This is a genomic window from Tianweitania populi, assembly GCF_014652875.1.
Lineage (GTDB): Bacteria > Pseudomonadota > Alphaproteobacteria > Rhizobiales > Rhizobiaceae > Tianweitania > Tianweitania populi.
The window spans coordinates 1-14,702 of sequence record NZ_BMZQ01000001.1 but is presented as its reverse complement, the minus strand read 5'-3'; the positions used below and the strand labels follow the sequence as shown (position 1 = coordinate 14,702).

General features: G+C 61.0%; 17 protein-coding genes and 1 pseudogene. 7 read left to right on the top strand and 11 right to left on the bottom strand.

The genetic code is table 11. The annotated features are described in order from the left end of the window. Positions 1-18: 18 nt before the first annotated feature. Positions 19-222 carry a YdcH family protein gene (locus IE166_RS00085; protein WP_189500699.1) on the bottom strand — a complete coding sequence of 68 codons (204 nt, stop codon included), beginning with the start codon at positions 220-222 and terminating at the stop codon, positions 19-21. A gap of 321 nt (positions 223-543) precedes the next feature. On the opposite strand from IE166_RS00085, the gene IE166_RS00080 reads away from it, so the two are divergent. Next, positions 544-723 (top strand): YdcH family protein, encoded by a 180-nt coding sequence (locus IE166_RS00080; protein WP_189500697.1) that lies wholly within the window; start codon positions 544-546, stop codon positions 721-723. An 86-nt stretch (positions 724-809) separates the two neighbouring features. On the opposite strand, the gene IE166_RS00075 is transcribed toward IE166_RS00080, so the two are convergent. The 3 genes from IE166_RS00075 to IE166_RS00065 form a co-directional block, all read right to left on the bottom strand. Next, entirely contained in the window at positions 810-1,079 is a 270-nt protein-coding gene (locus IE166_RS00075) for an ArsR/SmtB family transcription factor (protein ID WP_189500695.1), read from the bottom strand. Beyond that, positions 1,080-2,399, bottom strand: a complete 1,320-nt coding sequence (locus IE166_RS00070) for an MFS transporter (protein ID WP_189500694.1) — start codon at positions 2,397-2,399, stop codon at positions 1,080-1,082. It lies immediately after the preceding gene. 72 nt (positions 2,400-2,471) lie between these two features. Then, on the bottom strand, positions 2,472-2,666 hold the full coding sequence (locus IE166_RS00065) for a DUF1192 domain-containing protein (RefSeq protein ID WP_189500692.1): 195 nt from the start codon (positions 2,664-2,666) through the stop codon (positions 2,472-2,474). 90 nt (positions 2,667-2,756) lie between these two features. On the opposite strand from IE166_RS00065, the gene IE166_RS00060 reads away from it, so the two are divergent. Continuing rightward, positions 2,757-3,776: an NAD(P)H-quinone oxidoreductase gene (locus IE166_RS00060; protein WP_244641269.1), complete on the top strand. Its 1,020-nt coding sequence runs from the start codon at positions 2,757-2,759 to the stop codon at positions 3,774-3,776. Between the two features lie 28 nt (positions 3,777-3,804). Next, positions 3,805-4,842 (top strand): aldo/keto reductase, encoded by a 1,038-nt coding sequence (locus IE166_RS00055; RefSeq protein ID WP_189500690.1) that lies wholly within the window; start codon positions 3,805-3,807, stop codon positions 4,840-4,842. A 22-nt stretch (positions 4,843-4,864) separates the two neighbouring features. Here IE166_RS00055 and IE166_RS20770 read toward each other — a convergent pair whose 3' ends face one another. Beyond that, on the bottom strand, positions 4,865-4,999 hold the full coding sequence (locus tag IE166_RS20770; protein ID WP_280514850.1) for a hypothetical protein: 135 nt from the start codon (positions 4,997-4,999) through the stop codon (positions 4,865-4,867). Between the two features lie 202 nt (positions 5,000-5,201). Here IE166_RS20770 and IE166_RS00050 point away from each other — a divergent pair, with 202 nt between their 5' ends. Then, positions 5,202-5,891, top strand: a complete 690-nt coding sequence (locus IE166_RS00050) for a DUF1013 domain-containing protein (RefSeq protein WP_189500688.1) — start codon at positions 5,202-5,204, stop codon at positions 5,889-5,891. Between the two features lie 66 nt (positions 5,892-5,957). Here the strand turns inward: IE166_RS00050 and IE166_RS00045 are convergent, their stop codons facing one another. The 3 genes from IE166_RS00045 to IE166_RS00035 all read right to left on the bottom strand — a co-directional run bounded on the left by IE166_RS00045 (position 5,958) and on the right by IE166_RS00035 (position 9,593). Then, a complete protein-coding gene (locus IE166_RS00045; protein WP_189500686.1) occupies positions 5,958-6,677 on the bottom strand; it encodes a helix-turn-helix transcriptional regulator in 720 nt (239 codons plus the stop codon). A gap of 134 nt (positions 6,678-6,811) precedes the next feature. Next, positions 6,812-7,597 carry an SDR family NAD(P)-dependent oxidoreductase gene (locus IE166_RS00040; RefSeq protein ID WP_189500684.1) on the bottom strand — a complete coding sequence of 262 codons (786 nt, stop codon included), beginning with the start codon at positions 7,595-7,597 and terminating at the stop codon, positions 6,812-6,814. A 67-nt stretch (positions 7,598-7,664) separates the two neighbouring features. Continuing rightward, on the bottom strand, positions 7,665-9,593 hold the full coding sequence (locus IE166_RS00035; protein ID WP_189500682.1) for a propionyl-CoA synthetase: 1,929 nt from the start codon (positions 9,591-9,593) through the stop codon (positions 7,665-7,667). Between the two features lie 148 nt (positions 9,594-9,741). Between IE166_RS00035 and IE166_RS00030 the strand changes: the two genes are divergently transcribed. Beyond that, the gene (locus IE166_RS00030) at positions 9,742-9,903 is read left to right on the top strand and encodes a hypothetical protein (RefSeq protein ID WP_189500680.1); all 162 of its coding nucleotides are present in this window, start codon (positions 9,742-9,744) and stop codon (positions 9,901-9,903) included. A 9-nt stretch (positions 9,904-9,912) separates the two neighbouring features. Here IE166_RS00030 and IE166_RS00025 read toward each other — a convergent pair whose 3' ends face one another. After that, positions 9,913-10,920, bottom strand: a complete 1,008-nt coding sequence (locus IE166_RS00025; protein WP_385963974.1) for a carnitine 3-dehydrogenase — start codon at positions 10,918-10,920, stop codon at positions 9,913-9,915. Positions 10,921-10,931: 11 nt separating this feature from the next. Then, entirely contained in the window at positions 10,932-11,855 is a 924-nt protein-coding gene (locus tag IE166_RS00020; RefSeq protein ID WP_189500676.1) for a BKACE family enzyme, read from the bottom strand. Positions 11,856-11,932: 77 nt separating this feature from the next. On the opposite strand from IE166_RS00020, the gene IE166_RS00015 reads away from it, so the two are divergent. Both IE166_RS00015 and IE166_RS00010 read left to right on the top strand, forming a co-directional pair. Continuing rightward, positions 11,933-12,910 carry a GlxA family transcriptional regulator gene (locus IE166_RS00015; protein ID WP_385963970.1) on the top strand — a complete coding sequence of 326 codons (978 nt, stop codon included), beginning with the start codon at positions 11,933-11,935 and terminating at the stop codon, positions 12,908-12,910. A gap of 113 nt (positions 12,911-13,023) precedes the next feature. Further along, complete coding sequence (locus IE166_RS00010; protein WP_189500671.1) at positions 13,024-14,475, top strand: CYTH and CHAD domain-containing protein; 1,452 nt, start codon at positions 13,024-13,026, stop codon at positions 14,473-14,475. Between the two features lie 6 nt (positions 14,476-14,481). On the opposite strand, the pseudogene IE166_RS00005 reads toward IE166_RS00010, so the two are convergent. Further along, a pseudogene (locus IE166_RS00005) lies at positions 14,482-14,702 on the bottom strand (xylose isomerase); the annotation flags it as partial.

Here is a 14,702-nt window from a genome sequence, read left to right as displayed (position 1 = left end):
GTTCCTGTTCGCCTGAAGTCAGGCGATGATATCGGGGATGATCTTGTCGTTGGCCTGAGACAGGCGATCCTTCAGCGCAAGCTTTTTCTTTTTCATGCGCTGGATCTGAAGCGGATCGCATCCGGTGGCCATCATGGCATTGATGGCCGCGTCGAAATCAGCGTGTTCCTGCTTTATGCGGGCATACTCCAGGCGGTTTTCGGCCTGATCCTGATCGGGCATAAAGAAACAACTCCGATATCCATACGCGGGCGAACATGGCTCAAGCCACTACCCGGCTGCTTGCTCGCGCATAGCATACCTCAACCGCGGATAAAATCCGTCTCCCTCAAGAACTACACGACACACGCTAGCAAATAGACCGGGCTTATCCGGCATCGCTCGGCTTTTTAGAAAAAGATTCCGATCACATTCAGCATCGTGAGAATCTGACGTTCGACATCCCGGTTCTTTGGTGGCAAACTGTCATCGAGCTGTCACGGAGCCTGTTCCGCGGTGGAACGGGCCTGGATGGTTCAGAGGAACCAGAAGGGAGACTAGTTGATGTCTTTGACTTCCCATCTTGAGGTATTGGAACGCAAGCATGGCGATCTCGAGCGCGAGATCGATCAGGCGCAGGCAAGCCCCTCAGTTGACGACCTCCAAGTTCTGACGTTGAAGCGGCGCAAGCTCGCGCTGAAGGATGAGATCACGAAACTCAAGGTGGCGCACACGACCCATTGATCGTGCGCAGCGGCCCTTAGGGCCCAACGAAGCAGACGTCTTCAACGCTCCGCGCCGCCCTCCGGGTGGCGCGGTTTTCGTTTCAGCTAGTCTCCAAGTTCCCAGAACTGATCCACCCAGACATTGAGCTTGAGAAAGCCCGGACCGCCGGCGGCATAGATGCGCTTGGTACCCTCTGCCTTGACGGTTGCCAGACCCGCATCCAGCAGGACCCTAAGATGCTGCGACACTGCGGGCCGCGAAACGGTGAGACCCGCCGCTAGCTGACCGACCGTCTTGGGTCCGCGTCGTAGATCTTCGAGCAACCGGCGCCGATTGGGATCGGCCACCGCAAGGAAGGGATCATTGTCCGCCATTCAGGCAGAAGACACGAGTTCCCGCTCGTTTTCAACGTCCGATACCGTGCTATCCGATGTCTCCGGCTCCGGCTCTGGTTCCGGGTCGTCCGGCCCACGAGGATCAAGCAGACCGGCCTGGGGTGTTACGGCACGCTCGGCCGGCAAGGCGTTGAAGGCTTCCTTGTTTTCGGGCGGCACGGCCGCGCGTTGCGAGACACGGACTAGCGTGTAACAGCCAAGCAGGAAGTGCGGCAGCGCGGTGGCTAGAAACAAAGCTTCCGGGCGCAGGCGCGCCATCAGAAACGAGCCGAGCAGCGGCCCGATCATCGTACCGAAACCATACAGCAGCAGCAGCCCGCCGGATATTTTGACGAAATTGCTGGAGTCTGCGTGGTCGTTGGCATGCGCTACGGCCAGGGAATAAAGAATATAGGCCATCGCTCCGTAACAAGCGGCCAAGGCGATCACCACACTGCCGGATCGCGCTTCGACGGAAAAGGCAAGTACGCCAATGAGTGCGGCCAGAAAGCCGGCGCCCGCCAGGATATAGCGGCGGTCGGTTTTGTCCGACAGCCTTCCTGCCGGCATCTGCATCGCGGCACCGGCAATGACCACAAGGCTCATCATCAGCGCGATCTGTGCCGTGGAAATGCCGATCCGCGCACCATAAACTGGTCCCAGCGTTCCCCAGGCGCCGTTCGCGACGCCGATCAAGAGGCAGGCCATGAACGAAACCGGGGAGTTCGCGAACAGCCCACGCAGATCGAGCGAAACTTCCTGCAAGGGGCGCGGCGTCACGGCCGTGGAAATCGCTGTCGGGATCAGCGAGCAGCAAAACAGGATGCCAGACACCATGAACAGCGAGCTTTGCCGGACATCGAAGGCCGCCACCGCCATCTGCCCCGCCATGATCGAAGCATAGGTCACCATCATGTAAAGGCCGAACACCGTGCCGCGGTTCTCGTTGGTCGCCTTCTCGTTCAGCCAGCTTTCAACGACCATGAAGGCGCCGGCCATGACGAAGCCGGTGCAGACCCGCGACAGGATCCAGGCGGCCTCGTTGATGAACAGGCCGGTAATTAGAACGATGATCGCAGCCGAAGCCGCGAAGGTACCGAAAGCGCGTACATGGCCAACGCGACGCACCAGGCGCGGCGCAAAGATGCAGCCGGTAACAAAGCCCCCTGCCCAGGCCGTGCCGAGAAGACCCAGCGCGAAGGTCGAAAACCCCTCCGCCTGCCCGCGCAGAGGCAACAGGAGGTTATGAAGACCGGACGCAGCCAGGAGAAAGGCTGTGCCGCGCAGCAGCGAAAAGATCGGGCGGTAAGTAGCAAGCATCAGAGAACCGTCGGCACCGCTTATCAGACATCGCTTATGCGATTCGGTTTGAGCGAAAGCGACAGGTCGCGCCTAACTGCGGCGGAAAAGCGCCTCGGCGGCAGATTTCGTTTCGCCCTTTGCGTCGATTGCGCTCTGCAACCGTTCAATTTCAGCCTTCAGCGTGCCGATGCGCTCGTTCAACTCGCCAATCGACAAGAGGCGGAGATCTTGTCCGATCTCGTGGGTCTTGGCGCGCTTTGTCGGTTCGTCGTCGAAGATGCTCATGGGTTCCTCCGATTGCCCCCGCTTGTTCCAGGGATAGATAATCGGAACACAAGAAAGACAACCGGCAAGAACCAAGCTTGGAGAAACAAGATGGACGACACGGCGACACAAACGGATTTGCCTGAGGTCATGACGGCAATTGCCATCACCGAACCCGGCGAGCCATCGGTGCTCAAGCCCGAACAGCGTCCTCTCCCCGAACTCCGTCCCGGCGAAGTCCTGATCCGCGTTCGCGCTGCTGGCGTCAATCGGCCGGATGTGGCGCAACGACAGGGCACCTATCCCGCTCCGAAGGATGCGTCCGATCTGCCAGGCCTAGAAGTTTCCGGCGAGATTGCGGCGCTCGGCCCGGACACGCCGCGCTGGCGGGTGGGCGATGCCGTCGTGGCCCTGACGCCGGGCGGCGGCTATGCCGAATATTGCCGCGTCCACGGCTCCAATGTTCTGCCGCTGCCCGAAGGATTCACCTTCATCGAAGGTGCCGCGGTGCCGGAAACCTTTTTCACCGTCTGGCATAATGTTTTCGAGCGGGGCGGCTTGCAACCGGGCGAGACGTTTCTGGTGCATGGAGGCACATCGGGCATCGGCACCACCGCGATCCAACTCGCCAAGGCTTTTGGCGCCAGGGTGATCACGACGGCGGGTTCGGCCGAGAAATGCGCCGCTTGCGAAAAGCTCGGTGCCGAACGCGCGATCAACTACCGCGACGAAGACTTCGTCGAAGCCGTGAAAGAGTTTACGGGCGGGAACGGCGTCGACCTCATCCTCGATATGGTCGGCGGCGATTATGTCGGCCGCAACTACGATGCGGCAGCGGTCGATGGGCGCATCGTGCAGATCGCCGTGCTGCAAGGCGCCAAGGTCGAGATCAACGTCGCCAAGCTTATGATGAAACGGCTGACCCATACCGGCTCAACCTTGCGGCCTCGCACGGTCGAGTTCAAGGCCGCCGTCGCCGGAGCGCTGGAAGCCCATGTCTGGCCTTTACTCGGCTCACGCCAGGTCGCGCCCGTCATGGACCAGGTCTTTCCGCTCAGAGAGGCTTGGCGCGCGCATGAGCGGATGGAAGAAGGCAACCATATCGGCAAGATCATTCTCGATGTTGCGTAGTTAGGCATCGGAGCACAAGGAGACACCAATGGACTATCGCCTACTCGGCCGTTCCGGCCTGAAGATTTCAACCCTGACCATGGGCACGATGACCTTTGGCGGCAGCGGCACTTTTGCCAAAGTCGGCAGTACCGGCCTTGATGAAGCGAGGCGCCAAATCGACCAATGCCTCGATGCCGGTATCAACCTGATCGACACCGCAAACATCTATTCGGCCGGCCAGTCCGAAGAGATCGTCGGCGAAGCGCTCGGCGGAAAGCGCAAGAACGATGTGCTCATTTCCACCAAAGTGCGCTTCCGTACGGGTGAAGGGCCCAACGAAGAAGGTTTGTCGCGCTACCACATCATCAGGGAATGCGAGAAAAGCCTCAAGCGGCTGAAGACCGATGTGATCGACATCTACTTCCTGCATCAGTGGGACGGCCTCACGCCGCTGGAGGAAACGCTGGCTGCGCTCGACACCTTGGTTGAGCAAGGCAAGATCCGCTACATCGGCTGCTCCAACTATTCTGGCTGGCACATCATGAAAGCGCTCGGCATTTCAGAGCGCGAAGGTCACCCCCGCTTCATCACGCAGCAGATCCACTACACGGTGGAAGCGCGCGAAGCCGAATACGAGCTTCTGCCGATCTCAGTCGATCAGGGCCTGGGCATCATGGTGTGGAGCCCTATCGCGGGCGGTCTGCTATCGGGCAAATATAGCCGCGACACGGAAAGCGCACGGCGGTTGGCCGGCTGGAGCGAGCCGCCGATCCGCGATGCCGACAGGCTGTGGCGTATCGTCGATGTGTTGAAGACGATTGGCGGGGAACACAATGTTTCGGCCGCGCAGGTCGCACTTGCCTGGCTTCTTACCCGGCCGGTCGTGACGACCCTGGTGGTCGGCGCCCGCAACCAGGAGCAGTTCGCCGACAATATCGCGGCCGCATCCCTGAAGCTAAGCGATGAAGACCTACGCCGCCTCGACGAGGTCAGCCGCCCGCCAGTGCTCTACCCCTATTGGCATCAGGGGCAAACGGCGAGCGGTCGTTTCGGCGAGGCCGACCGGGTTCTGGCGCGCGATTGATCCCGCGCCAGAACGATCGGTTTTACTTGGACTTGGATGCCGGCTTGCCGGCATCCTTGCTTTGCGAACCCAAAATCGGCGCAGACGGCTTTGCGACGACCTTTTCCTTCTTGGGTTTGCGGACTTCCTTGTTGCTGCGAACTTGACCCTTGGCCATGTGAACTCCTCCTGGCAGATGGTCAGCATGAACGATGTTCGAAGGACCTGTCCAGCTTTATCGCACAGGCTTGTCACTCGGCCGGCAGCCATTTCCGTTGCGACTTTGCTCCGGCTTCGCTATATTGAACGCGATTTCCCAAATCCGGTGGCTTAAACCACCGCCCGCGAGAGAAGCGCGGGCGAACGAGAGGATGCACCTTATGGCCAATACCCTCCTGATGCCGAAGGCGACCGCCGTTTGGCTCGTCGACAACACTGCTCTGTCCTTCGACCAGATCGCGCAGTTCTGCTCGTTGCATCCGCTCGAAGTGAAGGCAATTGCCGATGGCGAGGCCGCGCAGGGCATCAAGGGCATGGACCCGATGATCAGCGGCCAGCTGACCCGCGACGAGATCGCCAAGGCCGAAGCTGACCAGAACCATCGCCTCAAGCTCTCCGAACCCAAGGTTCGCGTGCCAGAAACGAAGCGCAAAGGCCCGCGCTACACGCCTTTGTCGAAGCGCCAGGATCGTCCCAATGCCATTCTCTGGCTGGTACGCAACCATCCAGAGCTGAAGGACGCGCAGGTTTCGCGCCTCGTCGGCACCACCAAGGCGACGATCGAGCAGATCCGTGACCGCAAGCACTGGAATGCCGCAAACCTGACGCCGATGGATCCGGTCACGCTGGGTCTGTGCTCGCAGATCGATCTCGACCTCGAAGTCAGCCGCGCATCGCGCGACAAGCCGGCTGCGCCGTCGACCGGCGAAACGCTGCTGCCGGCTTCGATGACCGAACGGCTCGAGGTCAACCAGGAGCAGAACGAGGAAGATCGCGAGCTCGATGCAAACGCAGTGTTCGCAAAGCTGTCGTCCTTGAAGAACCGCAACCAGGACGAAGACGAAGAATAAGCGCTGATCAGAGCGCAACAAAAAAGGCGGCCCCGGGCCGCCTTTTTCATGTCTGCATGGTTCAACTCAGGCGGTGTAGCGTAGCCCCATACCGCCCTGCTCGATCTTGCGCTTTTCCATCGCGCGGTAGAAGTCGCTGAGCAGCTTGCCCTTTTCCGGTTTGAAACGACGCCCAGCCTGGCCGATGATCTTGATGCGGTCGATCCGGAACGTGCGGAAATCACCGCGCAGCTCGCACCAGCAGGCCAAAGTCCAGACGCGACCCCAGAACCAAAGGCCGAGAGCGCGCACTTCGCGCTGCGAATGCTGGCCCTGTTCATCCTGATAATCGACTGTCAGCACGTCGTGCGATTCCACGGCCCGTTCGATGACGTCGATCGCCGTACGATCTGCATCAGACACGACCCACATAGGAGAGTGAATTTCGGTACGGTCGATGCGCATGCGCTCCGCTTCCGGCAGCACGGCGCCGATCTTGACCAAAGCCTCTTCCGCCGCCCGCGCCATGGTCGATCCACCAAACGCGCGCACCATGCGAGCACCCGCCACCAGCGCCACGATCTCATCGCGCGTGAACATCAGTGGCGGCAGGTCGAAACCCTCGCGCATCATGTAGCCGACACCGGCTTCACCTTCGATGGGAACGCCGGTGGACTGCAGGTCTGCGATGTCTCGATAGATCGTCCGTTCGGACACTTCGAGCCACTGCGCCAGCTTCTGCGCTGTCACCAGCCGACTGCCACGCATATGCTGCACAATCTGAAATAAACGGTCTGCCCGGCGCATGCTGATCCTCCTTACGCGCCGATTAATCGGTGGTAGCCAGCAAAATGGTGGCTCACTCCTCGAACGGCAAGATGATCATGCCACACGGCTCCTGACAGCCCTCTGTCAGGATTGTCAGGAGGTTGACGGAGGGATCAGCTTTTTACGGGTACAGTGTAGTTCAGCGGCAGGCGACCGCCGTCGGCGTAGATGGTCTGGCCCGTGATGTAGCTCGCTTCGTTTGAGGCCAGGAACGCCGCAATAGCAGCAATCTCCGAGGCCTCACCCACCCGTCCCATCGGCGTGCGTGACAGGATGCGCTGCCGCGCGTCAGGATCACTGTTGACAGCATCCAGCATCGCGGTGGCAATCGAGCCCGGCCCGATCGCGTTCACCCGGATGCCGTAGGGTGCCAGCGAGATGGCCATCACTTTCGTGAGTTGGCTCACACCACCCTTCGAGATGGAATAGGGTCCCTGATCCGGCAGACCGAAAATCGCGTTGATCGAAGACATGTTGATGATGACGCCGGCCGCACCGCCATTTTTGATCTTGTCGACCATGAAGCGTGCGGCGGCTTGACCAGCCAGAAACGACCCCTTGAGATTGACCGCCAGCACGCGGTCGAAGTCTTCTTCCGTGACATCCAGAAAGTCGGCGCCGCGCACGATGCCGGCATTGTTCACGAGGATGTCGACATCACCATAAGTGTCGATGGTGGCCGCTAAGAGATTGTGGATGTCGAGCCGTTTCGAAACATCGGCGCGCACGAAGGTCGCGTCGCCCAGCCGGCGAAAATCATCCACCGCTTTCTCGCCCGCAACCGTGTCGACATCGGCGACGATCACCTTGACGCGATCTCGCACGAACCGTTCGGCAATGGCATAGCCGATACCGGTCGCGGCTCCTGTGACGATCGCGACCCTGCCGTCGAGTGCCATTCCGTTGCTCCAGAGTTGGCGGCCCACCCCGGGCCGCCGCCGACAATGGTTGGAGCGCGTTGCGAAATCAACCTTTCGCGGTTTGAGCACCCTCGCCAAGCCCATGCCGGGACATCGCCTCGCCGATCTCATCCATGATCAGGGGATCGTCGATTGTGGCCGGCATGGTCCATTCCTGATGATCCGCGAGCTTCTGCATGGTGGCGCGCAGGATCTTGCCGGAGCGCGTTTTCGGCAGGCGCTTGATGACGATCACCTGCTTCAAGGCAGCCACCGCCCCAATCCGCTCGCGGACAAGCTGGACAACCTCACGCTCCACCTCGGCCGCATCGCGGTCAACGCCGGAATTCAGCACCACAAGCCCAAGCGGCACCTGTCCCTTTAAGGGATCGGCAATGCCGATCACCGCGCATTCCGCGACATTTGGATGGGCGGCAACAACCTCTTCCATGGCGCCGGTGGACAGACGATGGCCCGCGACATTGATGATGTCGTCCGTACGCGACATGATGAAGATATAGCCGTCATCGTCGATGATGCCGGCATCGGCCGTCTTGTAGTAGCCGGGGAACTCTTCCAGGTAGGCTTCGCAAAACCGCTCATCGGCCTGCCACAAGGTGGGCAAGGCACCGGGCGGCAAGGGCAAGCGGATCACGACATTGCCAAGCGTTCCCGCTTCCACTGGGTCGCAATTGTCATCCACCACCTGCACGTCATAGCCGGGCATGGGAACGCCCGGTGACCCGTATTTCACTGGTAGCATGCCGAGCCCAACGGGATTGTGGCTGATCGGCGAGCCGCTTTCGGTCTGCCACCAGTGATCGATTACCGGCACACCGAGCTTGTTTTCCGCCCATTTGATGGTTTCCGGATCGCCGCGTTCGCCCGCAAGGAACAGGTTCCTGAACTTGGACAGATCGAAGTTCTTGATCAGCAGACCTTCCGGATCCTCCTTCTTGATCGCCCGGAAAGCCGTCGGTGCGGTGAACAGACCGACGGCGCCATGCTCGGCAATCACGCGCCAGTAAGCCCCGGCATCCGGCGTGCCGACCGGCTTGCCTTCGTAAAGGATGGAGGTCGCGCCATGCAGCAACGGGCCATAGACGATGTAATGATGCCCGACGATCCAGCCGACATCGGAGGAGCAGAAGAAAACCTCGCCCGGCTTCACGCCGAACTCATGCCACATGGTCCATTTCAACATAACCATGAGGCCGCCGGTGTCATGCACCACGCCCTTGGGCTTGCCGGTCGTGCCTGAGGTGTAAAGGATGTAGAGTGGATCAGGTGCGTGCACCGGCACACAGTCGACCTGCGTTCCCGCGGCGCGCGCCTCGCCAACAGCCTTGGTATAATCGATGTCGCGTCCTTCAACGAGGGAACACGGCTTCTGCGGCCGCTGCAGGATGATGCAGGCCGGCGGTTTGGCGGACGAGAACGCGATCGCCTGGTCGAGCAGCGGCTTGTAGTCGATGATCCGCGTGGTCTCGATGCCGCAGGACGCTGACACGATCACCTTGGGTTGTGCATCGTCGATGCGGGCCGCCAACTCCTTGGCCGCAAAGCCACCGAACACCACGGAGTGAATGGCGCCGAGCCGCGCACAGGCCAGCATGGCGAAGCCCGCTTCCGGCACCATCGGCATATAGATGATGACGCGGTCGCCTTTCTCCACACCCTGCGCGCGCAACACGGCAGCCAGCGCCACCACCTCGTCCAGGATCTCGCGATAGGTGTAGTGCTTCTTGGTTGACGTGACCGGGCTGTCATAGATCAGCGCGGTTTGATCGGCGCGGTCACCCGCGACATGGCGGTCAAGTGCATTGTAGCACATGTTGCAGGTCGCGCCGGTGAACCAGTGGCCGTAAACGCCGGCTTGGGGGTCGAACACCGTCTCCCAAGGCGTGAACCAGTCGATTTCCTTGGCGACGTCCCCGAAGAACGCTTCCGGATTTTTGCGCCACGCGGCCATGGTTTCATGATACTGCGATGTCATAGATGCCTCCCTGCAGCCGGCAGATTAGCAAGCCGTCACCAAAGGTCCATCCAACCATTGAACGAGACGGCGAGCGAGCGGCAGGCATGACTTTGCAGAGGTTTGGAAATGGCCAGCGGACCGGCGCGGGCGGATCGAGACCGCGCCCGTGAGCAAGGCACTATCCCTCCTCATCCTGGCGATGATGGCGCTGCATCTTTGGCGTCCGCTCGGGCTTCCAGGCCTGCGCGCGCGGCGCGATGTCTGGAAGATCGCAGTTTTCGCACTCGCCGCGATCGCCGTGACGGTTCTCCTGTCCCATCACGGCTGAGCCTGCCTTTCAGCCCTGCGCTTCGCCAGCCGCTTTCAGCCTGGCTACATAGTCCTTCTGCAACGCGCCCGCGCCCCAGCCTTGCCCTTCGTTCTGCTGCGCAAGCGTTCCCATGATCGCCACGAGGTTGTCGTCGCGGATCTTCTCCAGTTCGCGGATCGTGTAGTGGCCTGATTGTTCGTCGGATTGGCCTGCAATGAGATCGACAAGCTCGTCGTTGAACTCGGGCACATCGGTCAGCTTGGTCCAGGGCCATGACAGACAGGGGCCGAACTGTTCCATGAAGTGACGCATGCCCGCCTCTCCGCCGGCAATGCGATAGGTCTGGAACAAGCCCATTTGCGCCCAACGCAAGCCGAAGGAATAGCGGATGATGTCGTCCAGCTCTTCAACAGTCGTGATGCCGTCCTTGATCAGCCACAAGGATTCGCGCCAGATCGCTTCCAGCAAACGATCACCGACAAACGCCTCGATCTCCTTGCGGATCACCACCGGCTTCATGCCGATCGACGCGTAAACGGCTTTCGCCTTGTCGATGAATTCCGGTGCCGTCTTTTCCCCGCCGACGATCTCCACCAGCGGCAGAAGGTAAACCGGGTTGAAGGGATGCGCGACGACCAGCCGCTCGGGATGCTGAAGCGCGCTGGCCATTTCCGTCGGCTTGATGCCGGAGGTCGATGAACCGATCAACGCGTCGGGACGTGCATGAGCGTCGATCTCGGCCAGCACCTTGTGCTTGAGGTCGAGACGTTCCGGCACGCTTTCCTGGATGAAGTCCGCATCCCCGACCGCTTCTGCAACCGTGCTGACATAGGTGACGCGGCCTTCCTTCGGCAGGCCTGACGGCACCATCTGCAAGTAGGCGCGTCGCGCACCGGCGAGAACTTCATCGACCTTGCGGCTCGCCTGAGGATCAGGATCATAAAGCGCAACGTCGATGCCGTTGAGCACCAGCCGCGCCACCCATCCTGCTCCAATAACGCCACCGCCGATGCAGGCTGCCTTGGTGATCTGCATGGTCATCTCCTTCACACCGCCTGCGCCAGCGGTGCACGCTTGGTCAGGTTGAGCTTCTTGCGGACCTCGTCCGGTCCAAGCACCCGCGCGCCCATATTGGTGACGATCGTCCCGGCGCGCTCCACCAGTTGCGCGTTCGTGGCCAATACCCCCTTGTCGAGCCACAGATTGTCTTCGAGCCCGACACGCACATTGCCGCCGGCAAGCACAGCCGCCGCCGCGTAGGCCATCTGGTTGCGGCCCAACGCAAAGGCCGACCATGTCCAATCATCAGGCACGTTGTTGACCATCGCCATGAAGGTGTTGAGGTCATCCGGTGCACCCCAGGGCACCCCCATGCAGAGCTGCACCAACGCATCAGGAGCCAGCACACCTTCACTGACCAACTGCTTGGCAAACCAGAGATGGCCCGTGTCGAACGCCTCGATCTCCGGCTTCACGCCCATTTCCGTCATCTTGGCGCCCATCGCGCGCAACATGCCGGGCGTGTTGGTCATGACGTAATCGGCTTCGTTGAAGTTCATCGTGCCGCAATCCAGCGTGCAGATCTCCGGCAGGCATTGGCGGATATGCTCGACGCGATCGCTCGCGCCGCCCATGTCGGTGCCCTGCTCCTTCAAAGGCAGCGGCTGCTCGACACTGCCGAACACCATGTCGCCGCCCATGCCGGCGGTCAGGTTCAACACCACATCGACATCAGCGTCCCGAATGCGCTCGGTGACTTCGCGATAAAGAGCGATATCGCGACGCGGTTTGCCTGTTTCAGGATCCCGAACATGGCAATGCACGATCGCAGCACCTGCCTTTGCGGCATCGATTGCCGATGCGGCGATCTGCTCAGGCGAACGTGGCACATGCGGGCTGCGATCCTGCGTGCCGCCTGAGCCCGTCACGGCACAGGTGATGAAAACCTCGCGGTTCATTTCGAGCGGCATGAAACATCTCCCCTTTGTTGGCCGCTATCATTGCCGCCGTTGCGAGATGTCGTTTCACACTTTACGAAACTGATTTGATGAAGCACGCAAGGCTGTCCATCTTTCAACCTGAAACAACGCCCCTTCGCCTCACTTTCCTCGTGGTGCCAGGCGCCTCGATTCTGTGTGTCGCATCGGCCATCGACCCGCTGCGGGCAGCAAACCGGATCGCCGGTGAAAGACTGTTCGATTTCCGTCTGGTTTCAGCCGACGGGCTACCGGCTTTAACGAGTTGCGGCCTGCCCATCGCCGTGGAAGGCGCATTCGATGCCGCAGCCGCAACAGATACGCTGATCGTCATCGGTGGCTTTGGCGCACGCAGCGAAACGGCGCGGCCCGTTCTCGCCGGCATCCGCAAAATTGCCCGCACTGCCCGGGCCATCGGCGGTGTCGAAGCCGGAACCTGGGTGCTGGGTCATGCCGGCCTTCTGGAAGGCCGCGCGGCAACCACGCATTGGGAAGACCTGGAGGATTTCGCCGCAGCTTTTCCGCACACCGACATCCGCCCGGACCGCTATGTCATCGACGAGCCGATCTTCACCGCCGGCGGTGCTTCCCCCACCTTCGACCTCATGCTGCATCTCGTGCGCTCGCGCCTCGGCATGGCTGTGGCGCTCGATGTCGCATCCGTCTTCATCTACGACCAGACCCGGGCTGCGAGCGACGCCCAGCCTTTGGTGTCGCTCGGCCGTCTCGACGGCTACGATCCGCGTTTGGCCAAGGCGATCCGCCTCATGGAAAGCCACATCGAGCACCCTCTGACGACCGCAGCGATCGCGCGACGCACCGGCATCAGCACGCGCACCCTGGAAACGCTGTTTCAACGCAGGATCGGCGAAACGCCCGGCGCCTATGCCTTGCGCCTGCGCCTCAACGCGGCACGCCGGCTGGTTTTGGATACGTCCGAGCCAATGGCTGGCATCGCGACCCGCACCGGCTTTGCAAGCGCTGCCAGTTTCTCCCGCGCCTTCGCAGCCGCCTTCGGACAACCACCTACGCGGATGCGGCGTGCTTGACACACCCCAACCTGACACCCCCAACCTGACACAAGAGCGTAACGCAGCACTGGCATGGTCTTAGATGCACCATACCTAAGGGCTACGGCGCAAACGGGACTGCGGGGCCTCAAATGGAAGTCGAACTCAAGCTTCAGATTGCGCCGGATGCAGTGGAAACACTGGCATCATCGCCTCTGCTCGCAGGTGAGCCGGAAGCCCTCGCGCTGCAAGCGACCTATTTCGACACGCCTGACCAGCACCTGCGCAAGAACGGCTTTTCTCTTCGGATACGTCGCGAAAACGAACGGCTGATCCAGACACTAAAGGGCACGTCCAAGAGCGCCGTCGGGTTGTTTGCGCGCCCGGAATGGGAGCAAGGCGTCGACGACATGACGCTCGTGATCGACGACAAGACGCCGTTGACCATGCTGCTCGGCGACCATGTGCGTGACCTCGCCCCCGCTTTCCGCGTGGTGGTGGAGCGTCGCGTCTGGAAGCTGGTCGACGGCGATGACGTTGTCGAATGCGCACTGGACCTCGGAGACATCGTTGCCACCGACCGGCGCTCGCCCTTGTGCGAGCTGGAGTTGGAGTTGAAAGGCGGCAGCCTCGCCTACCTCTTCCGCCTGGCACGGCAGCTGGATGAAGTAACGCCTGTGCGCTTGAGCGTGAACAGTAAATCGGAGCGAGGCTTTCTTTGCCTCGAAGCGCAGCCTGACAGCTTCAAAACGGCCCCCGTGGAACTCGTTCCCAGCATGACCGCTCAGTCTGCTTTTGAGACAATCATCGCCGCCTGCCTGAAGCAGTACAGGCTGAACGAAACCCTGTTGCTCGACACGCGCAGCCCGCTCGCGCTCCATCAGGCGCGTGTTGCCTTGCGACGTCTTCGTGCCGCCTTCACCATTTTCAAGCCGCTCTACACCGACGAACAGGCCGAAACCATTCGGCAGGACCTGAAATGGCTTGCCGCTCTGCTCGGCGAAGGCCGGGATCTCGACGTTCTCGTCAAACGCAACGAAGCCGAAGCCCTTCACGAACGACTGCAATCGGCCCGCGACGAAGCCTACGACCGGATCATTGCTGCTCTCGAAGGCAAGCGCGTGCGCATGCTGATGCTGGATGTCGTGGAGTGGGCAGCAATGGGCGCCTGGCTGAGTGATGAAGACACGCGCTCGAACCGCAACCGGCTCGCTCCGCTTTTTGCAGCCAAGCCGCTTCGCAAGTTCCGCAAGAAGGTCAAGAAAAACGGCGAGGATCTCGACAAGCTCGACGAGACAACACGCCACGAAGTGCGCAAGGATGCCAAGAAACTCCGTTATGCCTCGGAGTTCTTTGCCGGCCTGTTCCCCGACAAGCGCGAGCGGCGCCGTCACGGCGCGTTTGTGGCCGCCCTGGAAGGGCTTCAGGAAGAGCTGGGTTCACTGAACGACATCGCGGCCGCGCCGGCGCTGATCGAAACCTTGGGGCTTACCGACCATCCGGACGCACAATCGCTCTTGGCCGGCGCCAAGAAAAAGAAACGGCTCGCGGCCGCTGTTGAAGCACATGGCACCTTCGTCGATGCCAAGCGCTTCTGGGACTAAAACCGCTTAGACGTAGCGGTTGACAACGTTTTCCAGCCATTCCTGCTTGCCGGAACGTGGCTGCGGTTGGAGGTTGTCCTTCGTGACACGGGCAGCCACCTCTTCCAGGCTGCGGCTGCCTGACAGGATCGCCTGCCCTTCCGCTTTGTCCCAACCTTGGTAGCGCTGCTTGATGAAGTCGGTAATGACGCCGTCCTCGATCATCTTCGCCGCAGCCTTCAAGCCGC